This window comes from Sphingopyxis indica, assembly GCF_032879645.1.
In the GTDB taxonomy this organism is placed as follows: domain Bacteria; phylum Pseudomonadota; class Alphaproteobacteria; order Sphingomonadales; family Sphingomonadaceae; genus Sphingopyxis; species Sphingopyxis indica.
In genome coordinates this window covers 3438662-3459281 of the sequence record NZ_CP076394.1, presented here as the reverse complement: position 1 = coordinate 3459281, position 20620 = coordinate 3438662, and the positions used below count along the sequence as shown (strand labels likewise).

Sequence of the window (20620 nt, the reverse complement as noted above, 5' to 3'; positions counted from 1 at the left end):
ACGTTTTCGTTCACCCTCGGTGAAAGCGGCACCAGCCCGCTCCCCCTCCCGGCCTCCCTCACAACAGTAGCCTATGGGAGGCCAGGAGGGGGAGCGGGCTGGTGCCGCTTCTGTTCGGGCTCTAGGCCGAACAGACCAAAAACGTCAATTCGCGGCTGCGACCGGCGGCGCGTCGCCGAACGACCACATGCGCTCGAGGTTGTAGAAGCTGCGCACCTCGGGCCGGAACAGGTGGACGATCACGTCGCCGGCGTCGATCAGCACCCAATCGGCGTTGGGCAGCCCTTCGACGCGGACGCTGCGGCCCGCCTCCTGCTTGATCCGCTGCGCCAGCTTGTCGGCGATCGCCGAGACGTGGCGCGTCGAGCGGCCGCTCGCGATCACCATATGATCGGCGATGCTGCTTTTTCCGGCGAGCGGGATGGAAATGATTTCCTGGGCCTGATCCTCGTCGAGTTGATCGAGGATCAGCGCGTGGAGCGCGTCCACACTGTCGTTGGCGGGTGCGGCGCTGGGCGCGGCATCCTGACTGGCGGCTATCAAGCGGGTCCTTTCCTTTCGCTGTCGCCGATACGCGAATGCGTCAGCGGGTCGCGCAGCGCGCGGCCAGCATAGCATTCGTACCAGCGGGGATTGGCCTGCCGTATAGCGGTTGCGGATCGCACGTCGGGCGAAAAACGCAGGAACACGAGGGCAGGCGGTCTCCAGTCCGTCCAATGAGCTTTCTGGTCCGCGGGCCGGACGAAGCGCCGCAGCCAGCCCATCGCCTGCGCGGCGTGGGTGCGGCCATTATAGCCCGGACGCGCGACAACCGCAATCGGCATCAAGCGCGCGATTCCCCGCCAGTCGCGCCAGCGGGGCAGCTGGACCAGATTGTCGGCGCCCATGATCCAGATGAAACGGCGATTCGGGTAGCGGCGGATCAGCTTTTTCAGCGTGTCGGCGGTGTAGCGCGTGCCGAGCTCGGCCTCGATCGCGGTCGCGCGGATCGGCGAGCGCCGCGCCATCGCGCGCGCCGAGGCGAGGCGCGCGGCCAGAGGCGCCATCCCCGCCTGCGGTTTGAGCGGATTGCCCGGCGAGACGAGCCACCATAATTCGTCGAGATCGAGCGCAGCGATGGCGTTCAGGCTGATCGCCCGATGCGCGCCATGCGCCGGGTTGAAGCTGCCGCCGAGGAGGCCGGTGGTGATCACAGCAGGCTTTGCCAGTCGCTGCGAAGGTGGATCATGCGCAGGATGAGGAGCCGTTCGGCGTTGACATTGTAGAGCAAGGCAAAAGGCAATTGCCCGAGGCGCCATTTGCGAAGCCCCGTCGCGTCAACGGGCGACCCGGCGTAGGGCGTCAGGGCGAGAAAATCGCTCGCTCCTCTGGCTTCGGCCAAAAGCGCGTCGGCGATATCGAAATCGATCGGAAAAAGGCTGTCGGCGTTCTTGATGAGGTCTTCGGTCGCGGCCTGCGACCATTGGACATTGATCACGCTGCCGCTTTGTCTCGGCGCGCGCGCAGCTCGGCACGCTTTGCGTCGATCAGGCGCAGCATTTCCTCGTGGGAGATCAGCGGTTCCTCGCGCGCCGACCGCTCGCCTTCTTCGATGATCGCGAGCATCTCGGCTTCGCGTTCGACGAACTGCCGAACCGCTTGCGCAACCAACCAGGACCGCGAACGATCATAGCGCTCGCCCAGCCGGTCGAGCGTTTCGAGCGTGGCTGCGTCCAACCGTGTCGTAATGGGCGACGTCGAATCCATCAGACAGACATACTACTTGTATACAAATGATTCAAGGTCGCACCTGCCCCGTCCCGCGCACCTGCCATTTATAGGTCGTCAGCCCTTCGAGCGCGACCGGGCCGCGCGCGTGGAGGCGGCCCGTCGCGATGCCGATTTCGGCGCCGAGGCCGAATTCGCCGCCGTCGGCGAACTGGGTCGAGGCATTGTGCATGACGATCGCGCTGTCGACTTCGGCGAGGAAGCGGTCGGCGGCGGCGGCGTCCTCGGTGACGATCGCGTCGGTGTGGCGGCTCGAATGGGCGTCGATATGCGCGAGCGCGCCTTCGAGGCCGTCGACCATCGCGATCGACACGATCGCATCGAGATATTCGCTGTCCCAGTCGCTCGCATCGGCGGGGGTGACGTGCGCGGCGAGCGCCGCGATGTCGCGGTCGCCGCGCACTTCGCAGCCAGCGGCGGTCAGCGCGTCGACGATGGCGGCGGGACCCGGATAGGCGCGGTCGATCAATATCGTCTCGGTCGCGCCGCAGACGCCGGTGCGGCGCATCTTGGCGTTGACCGCGAGCGCGACCGCGGTCGCGGGATCGGCGGCGCCGTCGATATAGGTGTGGCAGATGCCGTCGAGATGCGCGAGCACGGGAACACGCGCTTCGTCCTGCACGCGCGCGACAAGCCCCTTGCCGCCGCGCGGAATGATGATGTCGACGAGCCCCTGCGCGCGGAGCAGCGCGCCGACCGCGGCGCGGTCCTGCGTCGGGACGAGCTGCACCGCATCGGCGGGCAGCTGCGCTTCGGAAAGGCCTGCCGCCAGCGCGGCGTGGATCGCGCGGTTCGAATGCACCGCCTCGCTGCCGCCGCGCAGGATCACCGCATTGCCCGACATCAGCCCGAGCGCCGCGGCGTCGGCGGTGACATTGGGACGGCTTTCATAGATGATCCCGATCACGCCCAGCGGCACGCGCACGCGGCTGAGCACCAGCCCGTTGGGGCGCTCCACACGGTCGATCTCGGCGCCGATCGGATCGGGAAGCGCGGCGACCGCATCGACCGCCCCGGCGATCGCGCTCAGCCGGTCTTCGTCGAGCCGCAGCCGATCGAGCATCGCCGACGTCAGCCCGCCCGCTTCGCCCGCAGCCATGTCCTGTGCATTCGCCGCCAGAATCTCCGCCGCCTGCGCGCGCAGTTGCTGCGCCGCAGCCTTCAGCGCCGCGGCCTTTTTCGCCGTCGGGGCGGTCGCCATGCGCTTTGCCGCGGCGCGCGCGCGCGCGCCCATGTCGGCGATCAGCGCATCGGCATCGCGGAGCGGCGGGGGCGAGAGCGTATCGGTCGTCATGGCGCTGGCCCTATCATGCTTTGCGGCAGTGACGAAGCCCCGTTGCGCGGCGGCGCGCAGCGCTTTAGGCAGGGCGGCATGAGCGGGGATATCGAGGGCATCGGCGCGGCGGTCACCGCGGGATTGGCGGCACGCGCGGTCGAATCGCACCGCGGCGAGGGCGGACCGGGTTATGCCGGCACCCGCTGTCTCAATTGCGGAACGGTGCTCGCCGGATCGCATTGCCACCATTGCGGCCAGCGCGCCGACGTGCATCGCAGCTTCGCCGCGATCGGCCACGATCTCGTCCACGCGATCTTCCATTTCGAGGGCAAGCTGTGGAACACGCTGCCGCTGCTCGCGTGGCGGCCGGGCGACCTGACCCGGCGCTATATCCACGGCGAGCGTGCAAGCTTCATTTCGCCGCTCGCGCTGTTCCTGTTCGCGGTGTTCCTGACCTATGCGGTGCTGACGGCGGTCGGCGCGGGCGGCGGCCTTGGCGAAGAATTGAACAAGGCCGCCGCCGAGCAGACGCGGACCAATGCGGTCAAGTCGAGCCTGCAGGACGAGGTCGACCGCGTCGACGCGCGGCTCGCGAGCAAGAATCTGTCCGCCGACGATCGCCGCAAGCTGCTCGATGAGCGCGAGACGTTGCAGAAGAGCGCCGACTATCTGGGCGTCGCGCGCAGCCGCAGCAAGGCCGAGCGCGAGGCGGCGCGCGCCGAAGGTCCGCCGGTGCTCGCCGATCCCGTGGAGCAGGTGACGACGAGCGCGCAGTTCGTGGCGGTCAACAAGGTCGATACGGGGGTGCCCTTCATCGATCACGGGATCAAGAAGGCGCTCGCCAATCCGGGGCTGATTCTCTATAAATTACAGGCGAATGCCTATAAGTTCGCGTGGGCGCTGATCCCGCTGTCGCTGCCCTTCATGTGGCTCCTCTTTCCGTTCAGCCGGCGCTTCCACACCTATGACCATTTCGTCTTCGTCACCTATTCGATCAGCTTCGTGCTGCTCTTGTTCGTCGTCGTGCGGCTGCTCAATCTGACGATATTCGGCGAACTCGCGACCTTTTTTGCGATGCTCTATATGCCCTTTCACATGTATCGCCAGCTGCGCGGCGCCTATCGCTCGTCGCGCGCCGGCGCGCTCGTTCGCACGAGCCTTTTGCTCTTGTTCAGCCTGTTCGCGATGATCGCCTTTCTGCTGCTGCTGCTCACGCTGGGAGCGATGGGCTGAGGAAAGCGGCGCGCCAAATCGTAACAATGACCGGTCAGACCGGGAGCGATATGGAGGAGGAGCGCGATGCACGGACTATGGGCGGAACTGGACCGGCGGCGGTTGATCGCGCTCGGCACCGGCGGGCTCGCGGCGCTGGCCATCCCCGGCGCGGCGGCGGCGATGATGGCGTAGGGTTTTACCCACGGCGTCGCGAGCGGCGAGCCCGGCCCCAATTCGGTGCTGCTGTGGACGCGCTATGCGGCGCCGTCGGATAGCGCGCTGACCGCCGAGCTGTCCGAAAGCGCCGACTTCGCGCGTATCGTCGGCGGCGGCAGCGTGATCGCGGCGGGCGAGCGCGATCACACCGCAAAGATCGTCGTCGACGGGCTGCATCCCGGCCGCTGGTATTATTATCGCTTCGTCGCACCCGACGGGACGACTTCGCCCGTCGGCCGGACGCGCACGCTGCCCGCCGGGCCGACCGCGGCCTTCACCCTCGCGCTCTTTTCCTGTTCGAACCTGCCCTTCGGCTGGTTCAACGCCTATGGCCATGCCGCGGCGCGGGCCGACATCGACCTGTGCGTCCATGTCGGCGACTATTTCTACGAATATCAGGTCGGCCAATATCCGACCTTGAAGGAAGCGATTCCGGGGCGGACGATCCAGCCCGATCACGAACTCGTCGCGCTCGCCGATTATCGCCTGCGCTACGCCACCTATCGCAGCGATCCCGATCTTCAGCGGCTCCACGCGCTGTTCCCGATGCTTGCGCAGTGGGACGATCACGAACTCGCCAACGACGCGTGGAAGGGCGGGGCGCAGAACCATCAGCCCGACGAGGGCGACTGGAGCGTGCGCTCGGCGGCGGCCGAGCGCGCCTGGCGCGAATGGATGCCCGTCGCCGACATTCGCTGGCGCCATTATGAGGTCGGCGAGCTTGCGACGATCTTCCTTCCCGAAACGCGGCTCACCGGGCGCGACAGGCAATATTCGCCCGCCGCGATCATCGAAGGCGCGAGCGATCCGGTCGCAGCGCTCAAGCGTTTCCGCGAGACCGACTATATCGACCCCGCGCGCCAGATGCTCGGCGCCGACCAGGAACGCTGGCTGCTGGACGCCATCCGCGCCTCGGCGAAGGCGGGCAAGCGCTGGCAGGTCTGCGCGCAGCAGCTGATCATGGGCACCACCTATACGCCGCGCGAAGCGGCGAACTGGTATGCGGGCGACCTGCCCGACTATGTGATCGAGCGCGTGAAGACCGCACGTCTGGTCGCCGATGCCGGGCTGCCCTACAGCTTCGATGCGTGGGACGGCTATCCCGCCGCGCGCGACCGGTTGCTCGGCGCGGCGCAGGCGGCGGGCGCCAATTTCGTCTCGCTGGCGGGCGACAGCCACAATGGCTGGGCGTTCGACCTGCCGCACGGCGGCCACCCCGCCGGGGTCGAGGTCGCGGGGCATAGCGTCAGCTCGCCGGGGATCGAGTCGGCGGCGAAAGGCGCGAGCGACGCCGATCGCGTCGCGGCGCTGCGCCGCTCGTCGCCGCAGCTGCGCTGGGCGAATACCGAACGGCGCGGTTATGCGACCGTCGCGCTGACGCCCGACAGGATGACCGCGAGCTGGCATTTCCTCGACACGGTGGCGCAGCCGTCGCGCGCCCTTGCGGGCACGCACAGCATGACGGTGCAGCAGGGGCGCAACGTCTATGATGCTGGCTGATCGGGTGGCTGCTTGACCAATCCATAATTATCTGGTTATGGGTAAACCATAGCCAAGAGGTTATGGATTGACATGATCGAGAGTCGCGACCTCCTCTTCCGGGCGCTTGCCGACCCGACCCGCCGCGCGCTGTTCGAGCGCTTGTGCGAGGGCGGCGAACAGAGCGTCGGCGCGCTCACCGCACCGTCGGGCATTTCGCAGCCCGCGGTGTCGAAGCATCTTGCGGTGCTGCGGCAGGCGGGGCTGGTCGCGGGGCGTCATGCGGGGCGCCAGTCCTATTATCGCGCGCAGCCCGCGGCGCTCGCGCCGCTGGTCGACTGGACCGGGCGGATGACGCGTTTCTGGGAGGCGCGCTTCGACGATCTCGACGATGTTTTGAAAAGGATGGATCAATGACCGACGCCGCCGCCGCAACGCGCACCATCGTCGTCGAGCGCGAATTCGCGCACCCGCCCGAAAAGGTCTGGCGCGCGCTCACCCGGCCCGAGCTGGTCGCCGAATGGCTGATGGCGGGCGACGTCGCCCCGACGCTCGGCCACCGCTTCGCCTTCGGCGCCGACTGGGGCCATGTCGATTGCGAAGTGGTCGAGGTCGAGCCCGAACGCACGCTTGCCTACAGCTGGGACGGCATGGGGCTCGAAAGCACCGTCACCTGGACGCTCACCCCGACCGCGGCGGGCACGCATCTGCGGATGGAGCAGACGGGGTTCCAGCCCGACCAGAAACTCGCCTATCATGGCGCGAAGGCCGGCTGGCCGCGCTTCCTGGGCGCGCTTGATGACCTGCTCGCGCGGATCGATTGACGAAGGGAGACGATATGAACTGGAATGGCGCGATCCGCCAGCTTCACCGCTGGCTCTCGATCCTCTTCACACTGGTGGTCGGGGCGATCTTCCTGACCCTCGCGCTCGGCCGCGAGCCTGTGCAATGGGTCTATTATCTGCCGCTCGGCCCGCTCGCGCTGATGACGCTGACCGGGCTGTGGATGTTCGTCCTGCCCTATGTGGCGCGGGCGCGCCGCGCCGAGGGATAGCGGCATGGCCGACAAGACCCCCAAGCTGCTCTCGGGCGGCAACCCGCAGATCCCGAAGGGCGACGGCGATGCGCCGGTGCGGGCCTATATCGCCGCGATGCCGGACTGGAAGCGCGCCGCGGGCGAGCGGCTCGACGCGCTCATCGAAAAGGCGGTGCCCGACGTGCAAAAGGCGGTGCGCTGGAACTCGCCCTTCTACGGCGTCGAGGGCAAGGGATGGTTCGCGAGCTTTCACTGCTTCACGCGCTACATCAAAATCACCTTCTTCAAGGGCGCGGCGCTCGACCCGCCGCCGCCCGTTGCATCGAAGGACGCCGATGTGCGCTATCTCCACATCCACGAAGGCGAGGACGTTGATGAAGATCAGCTTGCGCGCTGGCTGAAACAGGCCGCCGCGATTCCCGGCTGGATCACCGGCCGCTGATGAGGAAAAAGAGGATTATGACCGACGAAGACCAGAGCGCATCCGAAGCGATCGACGCGAAGATCGCCAAGCTCGGCGACTGGCGGGGCGCGACGCTCGCACACATGCGCGCGCTGATCCATGCCGCCGAACCCGAGGTCGTCGAGACGGTGAAGTGGCGCAAGCCGTCGAACCCGCACGGCGTTCCGGTATGGGAATATGGCGGTATCCTCTGCACCGGCGAAACCTATAGGGACAAGGTCAAGCTGACCTTCGCGCGCGGCGCGGCGCTCGATGATCCGGCGGGGCTGTTCAATGCGAGCCTCGATGGCGGCACGCGCCGCGCGATCGACCTGTTCGAGGGCGACGAAGTCGACGCGGAGGCGTTCAAGGCGCTGGTGCGCGAAGCGGTCGCGGCGAACGCATCGAAGGCGTCGCGGCGGTAGGACGGCGGATAGCGGGCGGTATCGGTTGTTCTTAAGCCCCTCCTCTTCAGAGGAGGGGTTGGGGTGGTGGCGCGCGTCAGCGCGCGGGTGCCCTTGCACCACCCCGCTGCGACTAACGCGCAAAGCGCGTAAGTCTCGCTGCCCCTCCTCTGAAGAGGAGGGGTCGGTCGAATGGCAGTTCCCCACCCCAAAGCCGCCTCACGAATAGGGCGGCGCATCCTCGAACTCGCCGAACCACGGATAGTCGTTCGCGACGCTCGCGGTGAAATTGGGGGCGCGTTTTTCGAGGAAACTCGTCACGCCCTCGGCGGCGTCGGGGCTGCGGCCGCGCGCGAAGATCGCGCGGCTGTCCCAGCGGTGGGCGCTCATCGGGTGCGGCGCGCCGAGCATCCGCCACAGCATGTGTCGGGTGAGCGCGACCGAGACCGGCGCGCTCTGTTCGGTCATCTCGCGCGCCTTGGCGATCGCGGCGTCGATCAGCGCGCCGGGCGCGTGGACCGACTGCACGAGGCCCTTTTCGTGCGCCTCGCGCGCGTCGATCAGGCGGCCCGAATAGCACCAGTCGACCGCGTTCTGGATACCGACGAGCCGCGGCAGGAACCAGCTCGACGCCGCTTCGGGCACGATGCCGCGGCGCGCGAAAACGAAGCCATAGCGCGCCGTCTCGCTCGCGAGCCGCGCGTCCATCGACAGCGTCATCGTCGCGCCGATGCCGACCGCCGCGCCGTTGATCGCGCCGAGCACGGGCTTCTTCGCTTCGAATATCCGCATCGACACGCGCCCGCCCGAATCGCGGATCAGCGGGTGCGACCAATCGATCGTGCCATCCTCGGCGACCGGGCTCGCCGATACGCCGTCGGGCAGCGTCGCCGCCTTGTCGCTGCGCTTGTCATAGTCGAAGGTTGCGGCGCCCTGGCCGAGGTCGGCGCCGGCGCAATAGGCGCGGTCGCCCGCGCCGGTGAAGATCACCGCGCGCACGCCGTCGTCGGCGTCGCATTCGTCGAGCGCCGCGACGATCTCGAGCATCATTTCGGTGGTGAAGGCGTTCATCCGGTCGGGCCGGTGCAGCGTCAGCAGCGCGATCCCTTCCTGCTTGTCGAGGCGAATCTGGTCGAAGCTCATCACACACTCTCCCGTCTATATTGCGGTTATCGTCGCAAGCGCGGCACGCGAGCGCAAGCATAAGTTGACGTGGACGTAAGCGTAAGCTGCGTCTCGGGCCATGGACCCTGAAACAAGTTGGCGATTATTCCCTTCGCATCCGTATTCCGGATTTCGTCATTGCGAGCGAAGCGAAGCAATCCAGAGCGGTTTACGCACACTCTGGATTGCTTCGCTTCGCTCGCAATGACGGGGCATATGGATGCAATAGGGATAATCGCCAGACAAGTCAGGGTGACGAGGATTGAAACGGGGCGGGGTCTCAGCTTCCCGCACCCGGCGAAGTGAAGGATGACGCGCCGTGGCTTTGCCGCTATAGGGCGCTCCTTCGCCCCGGCGCCGGCCGCTTCCTGAGTCGCCAGTCGCCGGGGTCATTCTTTTCGTTCCGGCAGAAAGTTGCACGCCATGGCCCGTCGCCGCCAGATCTACGAAGGCAAAGCCAAGATCCTCTACGAAGGCCCCGAACCGGGGACCCTGATCCAGTATTTCAAGGACGATGCGACGGCGTTCAATGCGCAGAAGCGCGGGACGATCAACGGCAAGGGCGTGCTCAACAACCGCATCTCGGAACATGTGTTCACGCTGCTCGGCCAGATCGGCGTGCCGCATCATTTCATCCGCCGCCTCAACATGCGCGAACAGCTGATCCGCCAGGTCGAGATCGTGCCGATCGAGGTCGTCGTGCGCAACGTCGCCGCGGGCTCGCTGTCGAAGCGGCTCGGGATCGAGGAGGGGACGCAGCTTCCCCGCACCCTCATCGAATATTGCTACAAGGACGACGCGCTCGGCGACCCGCTGATCGCCGAGGAGCATATCGCTTGCTTCAACTGGTGCAGCCAGGAAGAGCTGCACGATATTCAGGACATGGCGATCCGCATCAACGATTTCATGTGCGGCCTGTTCGCCGCGGTCGGTATCCGCCTGATCGACTTCAAGCTCGAGTTCGGGCGGCTTTGGGACGGCGATTACAGCCGCATCATCCTCGCCGACGAGATCAGCCCCGACGGCTGCCGCCTGTGGGACATGGTCACGAACGAAAAGCTCGACAAGGACCGTTTCCGCCGCGATCTGGGCGGCGAGGTCGAGGCCTATCAGGAAGTGGCGCGACGGCTGGGCCTGATGCCCGAGGGCGGCGACAATGCGGTGCTCGACCTCGAAACCCACCGCAAGAAAAAGGGCAGCTGAGCATATAAGCCCCTCCTCTTCGGAGGGGTCATATCCTTTGCAAGCACGACCGCTTTCGACAGGAAACGACACCCAAGGCCTTTCGTCGCTCTGAAACAGGTTGGCGATTGACCCGTTCGCATCGCTGATCTCGTCATTGCGAGCCCTTCGACTGCCTTGCAGGCGCTCAGGATAAACTGCGCGAAGCAATCCAGGGCGGTTTACGCCTACTCTGGATTGCTTCGGCTCGCTCGCAATGACGGAGTATGGGGCGTCCACGAATATCTGGGGGATAGTCGCCTCTGAACAGGAGGGGGTTTCCCCGATGTCGTCGGCCGCCGCGAAGCCCGCCGATCGGCTCGAAACGTCGTCCGTCGAAAGCATCGGCGGCGCAGCTTGACCCCCTTGGCGGGGGAAGCCAAACCGCTTGCATGACCATTTTCCCGTTCCGGCGCGTCGCGATCGCGCTGTCGCCGCTGCTTATCCTCGCCACAACCGCAGCAACCCAGCCCGCACCGTCGGCCCCCGTCAATCCGCAGACCCCGGCGGCGCGCGCTTGGAACTATGCCGACAGCGACGTGCCGGTCGATCCGAACATCGTCTTCGGCGTGCTGCCGAACGGCATGAAATATGCGCTGCTCCACAATGAAACGCCCAGGGACAGCGTGATTATCCGGATGCGTTTCGACGTCGGCAGCTTCGACGAGGCCGACGACCAGCGCGGGCTCGCGCATTTCCTGGAGCATATGGCGTTCAACGGCTCGACGCATGTGCCCGAAGGCGAGATGATCAAGCTGCTCGAGCGGAAGGGGCTCGCCTTCGGCGCCGACACCAATGCTTCGACCGGCTTCGACCAGACGCTGTACAAGCTCGACCTGCCCAGCGCGTCGGACGATCTGATCGACACCGGGCTGATGCTGATGCGCGAGACCGCGAGCGAGCTGACGCTCGATCCCGCCGCGATCGACCGCGAGCGCGGGGTGATCCTCTCCGAACGCCGTGCGCGCGATAGCTATCAACTGCGTAACCTTGCCGACCAGTTTGCTTTCGCGATGCCGGGCATGATCGTCGCCGATCGGCTGCCGATCGGCACCGAAGAGGTGATCCGCACCGCGCCCGCATCGCGGCTGCGCGACCTCTATGATCGCTATTACCGTCCCGAGCGCGCGACCCTTGTGATGGTCGGCGACTTCGACACCGCGGCGGTCGAGGCGAAAATCAAGGCACGCTTTGCCGACTGGCAGGGGCGCGGCCCTGCGGGGCCGGAGCCCGGCCTCGGCTCGATCGACTATGATCGCGCGTCGGCCGCCGACGATTTCGTCGATCCCGCGATCAACGACGGGGTGACGATCGCGCGCTTCAAGCCGTGGGCCGACGAACCCGATACCAGGGCGAAGCGCATCCGCAACCTCGCCGAAGAAGTCGGCGAGGCGATCGTCGACCGGCGCCTTGCCAGGCTGGCGCTCGCCGAGGATTCGCCGATCCTGTCGGGCTATGTGAACGATCTGGAAGGGTGGAAGACCTTCGACCTTGTCACCGCGGGCGCGGTAGCGAAAGAGGGCGCGTGGAAGGATGCGCTCGCGCTGGTCGAGCAGGAATATCGCCGCGCGGTCGAGCATGGCTTTACCCAGTCCGAGGTCGACGAACAGCTCGCGCGGCGGCGCAACGCGCTCAAGACCGCGGTGGCGGGGGCGGCGACGCGGCGCAGCGAGGCGCTCGCCGACGGGCTCGTCAATGCCGCCGACGGCGATTTCGTTTTCGTGCGCCCCGAAACGACCGCGGCGTTGTTCGCGGCGGCCGAACCGTCGCTCGACGCCGCGACCGTCTCCGACGCCTTCCGCCAGCGCGTTTCGGGGATGAGCCCGCCGCTCGCGCGGGTGACCAGCAAGACGCCGATCGACGGCGGCACCGGCGCGATCCTCGCCGAATTGAAGGCGTCGCAGGCGGTCGCGGTCGCGCCGCCCGCAGCGACTGAAAGCACCGCCTTCGCATACACCGGCTTCGGCACGCCGGGGCGCGTGGTGTCGGACGAGCGCGTCGAGGATCTGGGTATCCGCCGCATCCGCTTTGCGAACAATGTGATGCTCAACATCAAGCGCACCGATTTCCAGAAGGACAAGGTCTGGCTGTCGGTGCGCGTCGATGGCGGCACGCTGCTCGCGACGCGCGACGATCCGACGAAGGTCGCGCTCGCGGGCTCGCTCGGCGTCGGCGGGCTCGAGGCGCACAGCTATGACGATCTGCGAACGATCTTTGCGGGCAAGACGGTGGCGCCGAGCTTCGGGTCGGACATCGACGCCTTCGGCGGCCGGGTCGTGACCTCGCCCGAGGATTTCCGGCTGCAGGCCGATCTGATGGCGGCCTATGTCACCCATCCGGGCTATCGCGCCGACGGGCTCGCGCTGATCCGCCGCGTGCTGCCGCAGCGCTATGCCGCGAACGATGCGACCCCCGCGGCGGTGATGGGGCGCGATGTCGGCGGCATCCTCGCCAACGACGATCCGCGGGCCGAGACGCCGCCGCTCGCGACGCTTTTGACGCTCGACTGGGGCCAGCTCAAGCCCGTCATCGCCGACAGCCTGGCGCATGGCGCGATCGAGATCGGCGTCGTCGGCGACATCGACGAGGCTGCGGCGATCGACGCGATCGCGGCGACATTCGGCGCGCTGCCCGAACGCCGCGCCGCCTTCGACCCGCGCGCGGCATCGCGCGTGCGCGAATATCAGGCCGACACCAGCGAACGCACGCTGATCCACAAGGGGCCGGCCGATCAGGCCGAGCTGCGCGTCTATTGGCCGGCGCGCGACGATAGCGACCTTGGCGAAGCGATGCGGCTCAACCTGCTCGCGCGCGTGATGCAGCTCAAGCTGACCGAGGAATTGCGCGAGCGGCTCGGCGAAAGCTACAGCCCCGGCGCCGCGGCGAGCCTGTCCGACGAGTTTCCGCATTTCGGCCATCTCTTCGCGGCGGCGAATGTCGACTATCAGGATATCGCGACGACGCGTGCGGCGATGTTCGGCATCGCGAAGGACCTGCGTGATCGTCCGGTCGATACCGACCTGCTCGACCGCGCGCGCCGCCCCTTCGTCGAGGCGCTCGTCAAGGCGCGGCGCGAGAACAGCTATTGGATGAACTATGTCGCCGAAGCCTCGACGCGCCCCGATCGCCTCGACCGCAGCCGCCACGCGATCGAGGAGGTCGAGGCCGCGACGCCCGCCGAGTTGCAGGCGCTCGCGGTGCGCTACCTGGTCGACGACAAGGCGCTGGTCATCAAGGCGATCAGCGACAAGGCGGGCGGATAGTGGGGAATCCGCCGCTCTAAACCGTCCACTCCACCCACGCGCCGTGCGGGTGCGAGCGGCCGAGCATCTTCGGTTCGGCGCCGCCGGGCCAGTGACGCACGACCAGTTCGTGAAGATGCAGCGTGCGATTGGCTTCGAGCGCGATCCACGCGAGCGGGCGGTCGGGCGTGGCCCGTGCGCCGACATCCTCCATCGCCGCGGTGATGCGCGCCTGCTGGTCGGCGGGGACATATTGCCAGACGATCGAGTGCATCAGCACGCGCGTCGTCCCAGCGGCCTGCGGTTTTGCCAGCTCGGCCTCGACGAAATCGGCGGCGCTCATGCGGACGAGGTCGGGCGGGTCGGCCTCGGCGGCGGCAATCGCCGCTTCGATGCGGCCGAAGCGGACATGATGCTCGGGCCAGATATAGGCCTTGAGGCGCAGCGCCTGCGCGGGATCGGTGAGGTCGACCGGCGCGACGTCGCAGCCCTTGACGCCCACGAAGTCGATCTTGTGCTGCGGCGGGTGGCGGCCGCGCCATTCGGGGGCGAAATCCATCGCGCCGGGCTGCGGTCCGACCTGCACGCCGGCGAGGTCATAGTGATAGCGATCGAGCATCAAATTGATCCCCGCACTCGACCCGATTTCGAGACATTCGAAATGCGGCGGCAAGCCCTGATCGACGAGCCAGAGCATCGCGGCGATGAAATTCGCCGAGCGGCCCGCCTCATTGGTTTGCGGCGGGCCGTCGAGCCATGGCAGCAGCGCCGCGTCGTGCCGCCGCACCACGCCGGCGACCACCGCGGCGTCGTTGATGTCTTCGCTGTCGGCATAGATGGGCGCGAGCTCGGGCGCTTCGCCCGACAGGTGCAGCGCGTGGAGCCCGCCCGCGGCGCGCAGCGGCAGCGCGTCGGCGAGCGGCGCGCCCTCCCACGCCGCGATGCGGCGCGCGAATTCGCTGTCGGGGTGCTTCAGCAGCGCGGCGAGCGCGGCGACGATCCGCGCGGTCACGGGGGCCTCGGCGCTGCGGCAATAGGCGACCTGGTTGGCGAAGGCGGTATCGACCGCCGCGCGTCCGGTTTCGGCCATGTCCACAAACTGGTACCGGTCGCTCATTGCCCTTTCTCCCGCTGGCGCTTATGTGCGCGCGTGCTTATGCCCGAACCGATCATCTTTGCCATCCCCAAGGGACGCATACTCGACGAGGCGTTGCCGCTGCTCGCGGCGGCCGGGATCGAGCCCGCGGCGGATTTCTTCGACAAAAAGAGCCGCGCGCTGGTGTTCGGGACGAACCAGCCGCATATTTCGCTGATCCGCGTGCGCGCCTTCGACGTCGCCACCTTCGTCGCGCATGGCGCGGCGCAGCTCGGTATCGTCGGATCGGACGTCGTCGACGAGTTCGGCTATTCGGAGCTTTATGCGCCGGTCGACCTCGGCATCGGGCATTGCCGCCTGTCGCTCGCGGGACCGGCGGGCAGCGCGCCGCCGGGGCTCGGCGAAAGCCACATCCGCGTCGCGACCAAATATCCCGCGACGACCCGCCGCTGGTTCGAGGGGCAGGGCATCCAGGCCGAGTGCATCAAATTGAACGGCGCGATGGAGATTGCGCCGAAGCTGGGTCTCGCCTCGCACATCGTCGACCTGGTTTCGACCGGGCGCACGCTGATCGAAAACGCGCTCGAAGAGCAGAAAATCATCAGCGAGGTGTCGGCGCGGCTGATCGTCAACCGCGCGGCGTTCAAGCTGCGCTCGGCCGAAGTGCCGGCGCTCGTCGAGCGGTTCCGCGAGATCGTGGGGCAGGGCGATGCGGCGGCTTGACGCTTCGGCGCCCGGCTTCGCGGCCGATTTCGACGCGCTGGTGAACGACCGGCGCGAGAGCGCGTCCGACGTGTCGGCCGACGTTGCCGCGATCGTCGCGCGCGTGAAGGCCGAGGGGGACGCCGCGCTCGCCGACTATACGGCGAAGTTCGACCGCTTCGACCTCGATGCGCGCGGCTGGACGATTTCGAAGGCGGAATGCGCCGCGGCCCATGAGGCGCTCGCGCCCGAGCTGCGCGACGCGCTGACCCTCGCTGCGGAGCGCATCCGCGCCTATCATGCCGCGCAATTGCCGGAGGACCGCGACTATCGCGACGCCGCCGGCGCGCGGCTCGGCGCGCGCTGGCGCGCGGTCGATGCGGCGGGCGTCTATGTCCCCGGCGGGCGCGCCGCCTATCCCTCGTCGGTGCTGATGAACATCCTGCCCGCGAAGGTCGCGGGGGTCGAACGGATCGTTATGGTCACTCCGACGCCGGGCGGCGAGGTCAATCCGGTGGTGATGGCCGCGGCGCATATCGGCGGGGTCGACGAGATCTGGCGCGTCGGCGGCGCGCAGGCGATCGCCGCGCTCGCCCATGGCACCGGGAGAATCGCGCCGGTCGACGTTGTGACCGGCCCCGGCAATGCGTGGGTCGCCGAAGCGAAGCGCCAGCTTTATGGCGTCGTCGGCATCGACATGGTCGCCGGGCCGAGCGAGATCGTCGTCGTTGCGGACGCCAGGAACGAACCGCATGTCATCGCAGCCGACCTCTTGAGCCAGGCCGAGCACGACCCGACGAGCCAGTCGATCCTGTTCACCGACGATAGTGACTTCGCCGATGCCGTCGCGGCGGCGGTCGCGCATGTTATCCCGACGCTCGCGACCGCACCGACGATGCAGGCGAGCTGGGCCGATAATGGCGCGATCATCGTCGTGCCGAAGTTGGCCGACGCGATCCCCCTGTGCGACCGGCTCGCGCCCGAGCATCTCGAACTCGCGGTCGACCCGGTGGAGGCCGACGCGCTGTTCGCGCTGGTCCGCCACGCGGGTTCGGTCTTTCTTGGCCGCCAGACCCCCGAGGCGATCGGCGATTATGTCGCCGGTCCCAACCATGTCCTCCCCACCGGACGCCGCGCGCGCTTTTCGAGCGGGCTGTCGGTCACCGACTTCATGAAGCGCACCAGCTTCCTCGCGCTCGACGAAGCGAGCCTCGCCGCGATCGGACCCGCCGCGGTGGCGCTCGCGGGAGCCGAGGGGCTTCCCGCCCATGCGCTCAGCGTCCGGAACAGATTGAAGCCAAACCATCCTTGATCCCCATGTTCGTCATTCCGGCGCAGGCCGGAATCTCGCCGGTGCCTCATGACGCGAGGTCGAGATCCCGGCCTTCGCCGGGATGACGATTTGAGATAAAAGCAGAAACCATGAACAAACGCGCCCAATCCCGCTCCGCCGCCCGCCTCGCCGCCGTGCAGGCGCTCTATCAGCACGAGATGGAGGGCACGCCGGTCGCGCAGCTGATTCACGAGTTCCACCAGCACCGCATCGGGGCGATCATCGAGGACGCCGAATATGCCGAGGCCGACGTCCCCTTCTTCGACGATATCGTCAAGGGCACGCTCGCGCGGGCGGGCGAGCTCGACGCCGCGATCACCGCGCGGCTCGCAAGCGGCTGGACGATGGACCGGCTCGACCGCACGATGAAGGCGATATTGCGCGCCGGCGCCTATGAACTGATCGCGCGCGGCGACGTGCCGGTGGGCGCGGTGGTGAGCGAATATGTCGATGTGGCCAAGGCCTTCTTCGACGGGCGCGAAGCGGGCTTCGCCAATGGCCTGCTCGACGCGATCGGCAAGGATGTCCGAAAGTAGCGGCCATGAAGAATAAAGCCGTGTGCTCCCGCGCAGGCGGGAGCCCAGAGCGGATGAGCCGAACGGTGGCGCAAATGCGCTCTGGGTCCCCGCCTTCGCCGGGACACGCCGCTACGGCATCTTTCATACCATAGCGCTATCCATTACGATTTCCCAATGAACGAAGCCGATTTCATCGCCCGCCTGCGCGACATCGCGACCGACCCCGCGGCGCGCGGGCTCGCCGACGATGCGGCGCTGTTCGAAGGACTGGTGCTCACCCACGACATGATCGTCGAGGGCGTGCATTTCCTGCCCGACGAGGCCCCGCAGGACGTCGCGTGGAAGCTCGTCGCGGTGAACCTGTCCGACCTCGCGGCGAAAGGCGCGGCGCCGCTCGGCGTATTGCTCGGCTACAGCCTGACCGGCGACGCGGCGTGGGATGAGGCGTTCGCGTCGGGGCTCGCGGTGGCGCTGCGGCGTTTCGGCGTGCCGCTGCTCGGCGGCGACACGGTGCGCGTGCCGGCGGGTGCGCCGCGCAGCTTCGGGCTGACCGCGATCGGCCGCGCGCCCGATGGCGACGTCCCCTCGCGCGGCGGCGCGCGACCCGGCGACCGGATATGGGTCAGCGGAACGATCGGTGACGCCGGGGTCGGGCTCGCGATGCGGCTCGGCGAGCTCGAGCCCAATGAGACGTGCCTTGCCGCCTATCGCCGCCCGCAGCCGCAGCTGACGCTCGGGCAGGCGCTGGTGCCGCACGTCCACGCGATGATGGACATCTCCGACGGCCTGCTGATCGACGCCGAACGGATGGCGGCGGCGAGCGGCTGCCGGATCGCGCTGGCGATGGAGGTGCTGCCGCTGTCGGCCGCGCTGCTCGCGGTGCGGCCCGACGTGCTCGACACGCGCCTCGCCGCCGCGACCGCGGGCGACGACTATCAACTGCTTTTTGCAGCCGATGCGGGCGAGGCGGACCATATCCGCGAAATCGCCGAAGGGCTGAACGTCGCGGTTACGCCGGTCGGCCATGCGGCGGTCGGCGAAGGGATCGTGCTGACCGACCATGCGCGGCGCGTCGCGCTGCCCGACCGGCTCGGTTTCATGCATTGATCGGCCTTGTCGTCACCCCGGCGAAGGCCGGGGTCTCGCCGATGCGCCATGACGGAACGTCGAGATCCCGGCTTTCGCCGGGATGACGGCCATTGCGGGCTTGCCCTCGAAAGCCTTTCTTCCCATAACCCGGCGGTCCAAATTTGGGGCGGTCGCATCAGGGGAGAGGGCGAACCGGCAACAATAGGTCGGACGTGCTCGACTGCTAAGCTGTGGCCATCCCGTTCAATGGGGAAGGAACAGACACGCATGAACGATCCGGTTCTGATCGCGATAGCGTGCGGCCTTTTGGCCGTGCTCTATGGCTTCATTACCTCGCGGCAAGTGCTCGGCGCACCGGCGGGGAATGAGAAGATGCAGGAAATCGCCGCCGCCATCCAGGAAGGGGCGCAGGCCTATCTGAAGCGTCAATATTCGACCATCGCCGTCGTCGGTGTCGTGGTCGCCATCATCATCGCGGCGACGCTCAGCGGCGTGTCCGCGACCGGTTTCGTCATCGGCGCAATTCTTTCCGGCGTCGCCGGGTTCATCGGCATGAATATTTCGGTGCGCTCGAACGTGCGCACCGCCGCGGCCGCGCAAAAGGGGCTGCAATCGGGGCTGACGCTGGCGTTCCGCGCCGGCGCGATCACCGGGCTGCTCGTTGCGGGGCTCGCGCTGCTCGCCATCTCGGTCTTTTACTGGGTGCTGACGACGCAGATGGGCAAGAGCGTCGGCGGCGAGGATCGCACCGTGGTCGACGGGCTCGTCGCACTGGCGTTCGGCGCCTCGCTGATCTCGATCTTCGCGCGTCTCGGCGGCGGCATCTTCACCAAGGCCGCCGACGTCGGCGCCGACCTGGTCGGCAAGGTCGAGGCGGGCATCCCCGAGGACGATCCGCGCAACCCCGCGGTGATCGCCGACAATGTCGGCGACAATGTCGGCGACTGTGCGGGCATGGCCGCCGACCTCTTCGAAACCTATGTCGTCACCGTCGGTGCGACGATGGTGCTGACCGCGCTGCTCCTGAAGGGCGCGGGCGAAATGCTCGGCGTGCTGATGGCGCTGCCGCTGCTGATCGGCGGCGTGTGCATCATCACCTCGATCATCGGCACCTATTTCGTCCGCCTCGGCGGATCGAACAATGTGATGGGCGCGATGTACAAGGGCTTCCTCGTCACCGCGATCACCTCGGTGATCGGCATCTATGGCGCGCTGCACTGGGGGCTTGGGGGTAACCTCGATGCCGCGATCGGCGGCGACGGCGCCAATGGCGGTTTCACCGGCATGGACCTGTTCTGGTGCTCGTTGCTCGGGCTCATCATCACGGGCCTCATCATCTGGATCACCGAATATTATACCGGCACCGGCTTCCGCCCGGTGCGCTCGATCGCCAAGGCGTCGGAAACGGGTCATGGCACCAATGTGATCCAGGGTCTCGCGATCAGCCTCGAGGCGACCGCGCTGCCGACGCTGGTGATCGTTGCGGGCATTATCATCGCCTATCAGCTCGCGGGGCTGATCGGCATCGCCTATGCGGCGACCGCGATGCTCGCGCTTGCGGGCATGGTCGTCGCGCTCGACGCCTATGGTCCAGTGACCGACAATGCCGGCGGCATCGCCGAAATGGCGGGGCTCGACGACAGCGTGCGCGAAAAGACCGACCTGCTCGACGCCGTGGGCAACACCACCAAGGCGGTGACCAAGGGCTATGCGATCGGTTCGGCGGGGCTCGCCGCGCTGGTGCTCTTTGCGGCCTATACGACCGACCTCAGGGAATTCTTCCCCGACCTGTCGGTCGATTTCAGCCTCGAAAATCCCTATGTCATCGTCGGGCTGCTGCTCGGCGCGCTGCTACCCTATCTCTTCGGGGCGCTGGGGATGACCGCGGTCGGCCGCGCGGCGGGCGACGTGGTGAAAGACGTGCGCGAGCAGTTCGCGAACGACGCGGGCATCATGGCGGGCACCTCGAAGCCCGACTATGCGCGCACCGTCGACCTGGTGACCAAGGCGGCGATCAAGGAGATGATCGTCCCCTCGCTGCTGCCGGTGCTGGCGCCGATCGTCGTCTATTTCGCGATCAGCTGGGTCGCGGGCGACCGCGCGGCGGGCTTTGCGGCATTGGGCGCGCTGCTGCTCGGCGTGATCGTCGGCGGGCTGTTCGTCGCACTCTCGATGACCTCGGGCGGCGGCGCGTGGGATAACGCGAAAAAATATATCGAGGACGGCAATCACGGCGGCAAGGGTAGCGAGGCCCACAAGGCCGCGGTCACGGGCGACACCGTCGGCGATCCCTATAAGGATACCGCCGGTCCGGCGGTCAATCCGATGATCAAGATCACCAACATCGTCGCGCTGCTGCTGCTCGCGGCGCTCGCGGGACATGCGATGTAGGCATCGCGGTTCTGGTGGCAAACAAGGCC

General features: G+C 67.4%; 21 protein-coding genes. 14 read left to right on the top strand and 7 right to left on the bottom strand.

The annotated features are described in order from the left end of the window. Positions 1 to 144 precede the first annotated feature (144 nt). The 5 genes from rsfS to KNJ79_RS16170 are packed head-to-tail and all read right to left on the bottom strand — an operon-like array spanning position 145 to position 3061. Entirely contained in the window at positions 145 to 543 is a 399-nt protein-coding gene (rsfS, locus tag KNJ79_RS16190; protein ID WP_317151846.1) for a ribosome silencing factor, read from the bottom strand. Next, positions 540 to 1193 carry a nicotinate-nucleotide adenylyltransferase gene (locus KNJ79_RS16185; protein WP_317151845.1) on the bottom strand — a complete coding sequence of 218 codons (654 nt, stop codon included), beginning with the start codon at positions 1191 to 1193 and terminating at the stop codon, positions 540 to 542. The genes rsfS and KNJ79_RS16185 overlap by 4 nt, the downstream gene beginning before the upstream one ends. Then, positions 1190 to 1477 carry a type II toxin-antitoxin system RelE/ParE family toxin gene (locus KNJ79_RS16180; protein WP_089217029.1) on the bottom strand — a complete coding sequence of 96 codons (288 nt, stop codon included), beginning with the start codon at positions 1475 to 1477 and terminating at the stop codon, positions 1190 to 1192. Before KNJ79_RS16180 ends, KNJ79_RS16185 begins: the two co-directional genes overlap by 4 nt. Then, on the bottom strand, positions 1474 to 1746 hold the full coding sequence (locus KNJ79_RS16175; RefSeq protein WP_089217028.1) for a CopG family ribbon-helix-helix protein: 273 nt from the start codon (positions 1744 to 1746) through the stop codon (positions 1474 to 1476). The genes KNJ79_RS16180 and KNJ79_RS16175 overlap by 4 nt, the downstream gene beginning before the upstream one ends. Positions 1747 to 1777: 31 nt before the next feature. Then, positions 1778 to 3061, bottom strand: a complete 1284-nt coding sequence (locus tag KNJ79_RS16170; protein WP_317151844.1) for a glutamate-5-semialdehyde dehydrogenase — start codon at positions 3059 to 3061, stop codon at positions 1778 to 1780. A gap of 78 nt (positions 3062 to 3139) precedes the next feature. Here KNJ79_RS16170 and KNJ79_RS16165 point away from each other — a divergent pair, with 78 nt between their 5' ends. From KNJ79_RS16165 to KNJ79_RS16135, 7 genes are all read left to right on the top strand, one after another. Then, a complete protein-coding gene (locus tag KNJ79_RS16165) occupies positions 3140 to 4276 on the top strand; it encodes a DUF3667 domain-containing protein (RefSeq protein WP_317151843.1) in 1137 nt (378 codons plus the stop codon). Positions 4277 to 4495: 219 nt separating this feature from the next. Continuing rightward, the gene (locus tag KNJ79_RS16160; RefSeq protein WP_317151842.1) at positions 4496 to 5974 is read left to right on the top strand and encodes an alkaline phosphatase D family protein; all 1479 of its coding nucleotides are present in this window, start codon (positions 4496 to 4498) and stop codon (positions 5972 to 5974) included. A 72-nt stretch (positions 5975 to 6046) separates the two neighbouring features. Continuing rightward, positions 6047 to 6370, top strand: coding sequence for an ArsR/SmtB family transcription factor (locus KNJ79_RS16155; protein WP_089217025.1), 324 nt, complete (start codon positions 6047 to 6049; stop codon positions 6368 to 6370). Beyond that, positions 6367 to 6777 (top strand): SRPBCC family protein, encoded by a 411-nt coding sequence (locus KNJ79_RS16150; RefSeq protein WP_317151841.1) that lies wholly within the window; start codon positions 6367 to 6369, stop codon positions 6775 to 6777. Before KNJ79_RS16155 ends, KNJ79_RS16150 begins: the two co-directional genes overlap by 4 nt. 14 nt (positions 6778 to 6791) lie before the next feature. Next, positions 6792 to 7007 (top strand): hypothetical protein, encoded by a 216-nt coding sequence (locus tag KNJ79_RS16145; RefSeq protein WP_089217023.1) that lies wholly within the window; start codon positions 6792 to 6794, stop codon positions 7005 to 7007. 4 nt (positions 7008 to 7011) lie between these two features. Then, entirely contained in the window at positions 7012 to 7431 is a 420-nt protein-coding gene (locus KNJ79_RS16140) for a DUF1801 domain-containing protein (RefSeq protein WP_317151840.1), read from the top strand. A 17-nt stretch (positions 7432 to 7448) separates the two neighbouring features. Further along, positions 7449 to 7856, top strand: a complete 408-nt coding sequence (locus KNJ79_RS16135; RefSeq protein WP_317151839.1) for a DUF1801 domain-containing protein — start codon at positions 7449 to 7451, stop codon at positions 7854 to 7856. Between the two features lie 198 nt (positions 7857 to 8054). Here KNJ79_RS16135 and KNJ79_RS16130 read toward each other — a convergent pair whose 3' ends face one another. Beyond that, positions 8055 to 8978 carry a crotonase/enoyl-CoA hydratase family protein gene (locus tag KNJ79_RS16130; RefSeq protein WP_317151838.1) on the bottom strand — a complete coding sequence of 308 codons (924 nt, stop codon included), beginning with the start codon at positions 8976 to 8978 and terminating at the stop codon, positions 8055 to 8057. Positions 8979 to 9422: 444 nt separating this feature from the next. On the opposite strand from KNJ79_RS16130, the gene purC reads away from it, so the two are divergent. Then, the gene (gene purC, locus KNJ79_RS16125; protein WP_089217426.1) at positions 9423 to 10202 is read left to right on the top strand and encodes a phosphoribosylaminoimidazolesuccinocarboxamide synthase; all 780 of its coding nucleotides are present in this window, start codon (positions 9423 to 9425) and stop codon (positions 10200 to 10202) included. Positions 10203 to 10612: 410 nt separating this feature from the next. Further along, positions 10613 to 13483, top strand: coding sequence for a M16 family metallopeptidase (locus KNJ79_RS16120; protein ID WP_317151837.1), 2871 nt, complete (start codon positions 10613 to 10615; stop codon positions 13481 to 13483). A 16-nt stretch (positions 13484 to 13499) separates the two neighbouring features. On the opposite strand, the gene KNJ79_RS16115 is transcribed toward KNJ79_RS16120, so the two are convergent. After that, positions 13500 to 14579, bottom strand: coding sequence for a DUF2332 domain-containing protein (locus tag KNJ79_RS16115; RefSeq protein ID WP_317151836.1), 1080 nt, complete (start codon positions 14577 to 14579; stop codon positions 13500 to 13502). A gap of 39 nt (positions 14580 to 14618) precedes the next feature. Here KNJ79_RS16115 and hisG point away from each other — a divergent pair, with 39 nt between their 5' ends. From hisG to KNJ79_RS16090, 5 genes are all read left to right on the top strand, one after another. Further along, entirely contained in the window at positions 14619 to 15281 is a 663-nt protein-coding gene (hisG, locus tag KNJ79_RS16110; RefSeq protein WP_089217423.1) for an ATP phosphoribosyltransferase, read from the top strand. Continuing rightward, complete coding sequence (gene hisD, locus KNJ79_RS16105; protein WP_317151835.1) at positions 15268 to 16572, top strand: histidinol dehydrogenase; 1305 nt, start codon at positions 15268 to 15270, stop codon at positions 16570 to 16572. Before hisG ends, hisD begins: the two co-directional genes overlap by 14 nt. 110 nt (positions 16573 to 16682) lie before the next feature. After that, a complete protein-coding gene (gene nusB / locus KNJ79_RS16100) occupies positions 16683 to 17129 on the top strand; it encodes a transcription antitermination factor NusB (protein WP_089217421.1) in 447 nt (148 codons plus the stop codon). A gap of 156 nt (positions 17130 to 17285) precedes the next feature. Beyond that, the gene (gene thiL / locus KNJ79_RS16095; protein ID WP_317151834.1) at positions 17286 to 18218 is read left to right on the top strand and encodes a thiamine-phosphate kinase; all 933 of its coding nucleotides are present in this window, start codon (positions 17286 to 17288) and stop codon (positions 18216 to 18218) included. A 249-nt stretch (positions 18219 to 18467) separates the two neighbouring features. Next, positions 18468 to 20591, top strand: coding sequence for a sodium-translocating pyrophosphatase (locus KNJ79_RS16090; RefSeq protein WP_317151833.1), 2124 nt, complete (start codon positions 18468 to 18470; stop codon positions 20589 to 20591). Positions 20592 to 20620: the final 29 nt, after the last annotated feature.

Coding starts and splice junctions, on each gene's coding strand:
- KNJ79_RS16090 (WP_317151833.1), top strand. CDS start 18,468: ATGAACGATCCGGTTCTGATCGCGATAGCGTGCGGCCTTTTGGCCGTG.
- KNJ79_RS16170 (WP_317151844.1), bottom strand. CDS start 3,061: ATGACGACCGATACGCTCTCGCCCCCGCCGCTCCGCGATGCCGATGCG.
- KNJ79_RS16140 (WP_317151840.1), top strand. CDS start 7,012: ATGGCCGACAAGACCCCCAAGCTGCTCTCGGGCGGCAACCCGCAGATC.
- purC (WP_089217426.1), top strand. CDS start 9,423: ATGGCCCGTCGCCGCCAGATCTACGAAGGCAAAGCCAAGATCCTCTAC.
- thiL (WP_317151834.1), top strand. CDS start 17,286: ATGAACGAAGCCGATTTCATCGCCCGCCTGCGCGACATCGCGACCGAC.
- KNJ79_RS16135 (WP_317151839.1), top strand. CDS start 7,449: ATGACCGACGAAGACCAGAGCGCATCCGAAGCGATCGACGCGAAGATC.
- hisG (WP_089217423.1), top strand. CDS start 14,619: ATGCCCGAACCGATCATCTTTGCCATCCCCAAGGGACGCATACTCGAC.
- hisD (WP_317151835.1), top strand. CDS start 15,268: ATGCGGCGGCTTGACGCTTCGGCGCCCGGCTTCGCGGCCGATTTCGAC.
- nusB (WP_089217421.1), top strand. CDS start 16,683: ATGAACAAACGCGCCCAATCCCGCTCCGCCGCCCGCCTCGCCGCCGTG.
- KNJ79_RS16115 (WP_317151836.1), bottom strand. CDS start 14,579: ATGAGCGACCGGTACCAGTTTGTGGACATGGCCGAAACCGGACGCGCG.
- KNJ79_RS16145 (WP_089217023.1), top strand. CDS start 6,792: ATGAACTGGAATGGCGCGATCCGCCAGCTTCACCGCTGGCTCTCGATC.
- KNJ79_RS16150 (WP_317151841.1), top strand. CDS start 6,367: ATGACCGACGCCGCCGCCGCAACGCGCACCATCGTCGTCGAGCGCGAA.
- KNJ79_RS16165 (WP_317151843.1), top strand. CDS start 3,140: ATGAGCGGGGATATCGAGGGCATCGGCGCGGCGGTCACCGCGGGATTG.
- KNJ79_RS16175 (WP_089217028.1), bottom strand. CDS start 1,746: ATGGATTCGACGTCGCCCATTACGACACGGTTGGACGCAGCCACGCTC.
- KNJ79_RS16155 (WP_089217025.1), top strand. CDS start 6,047: ATGATCGAGAGTCGCGACCTCCTCTTCCGGGCGCTTGCCGACCCGACC.
- KNJ79_RS16130 (WP_317151838.1), bottom strand. CDS start 8,978: ATGAGCTTCGACCAGATTCGCCTCGACAAGCAGGAAGGGATCGCGCTG.
- KNJ79_RS16120 (WP_317151837.1), top strand. CDS start 10,613: ATGACCATTTTCCCGTTCCGGCGCGTCGCGATCGCGCTGTCGCCGCTG.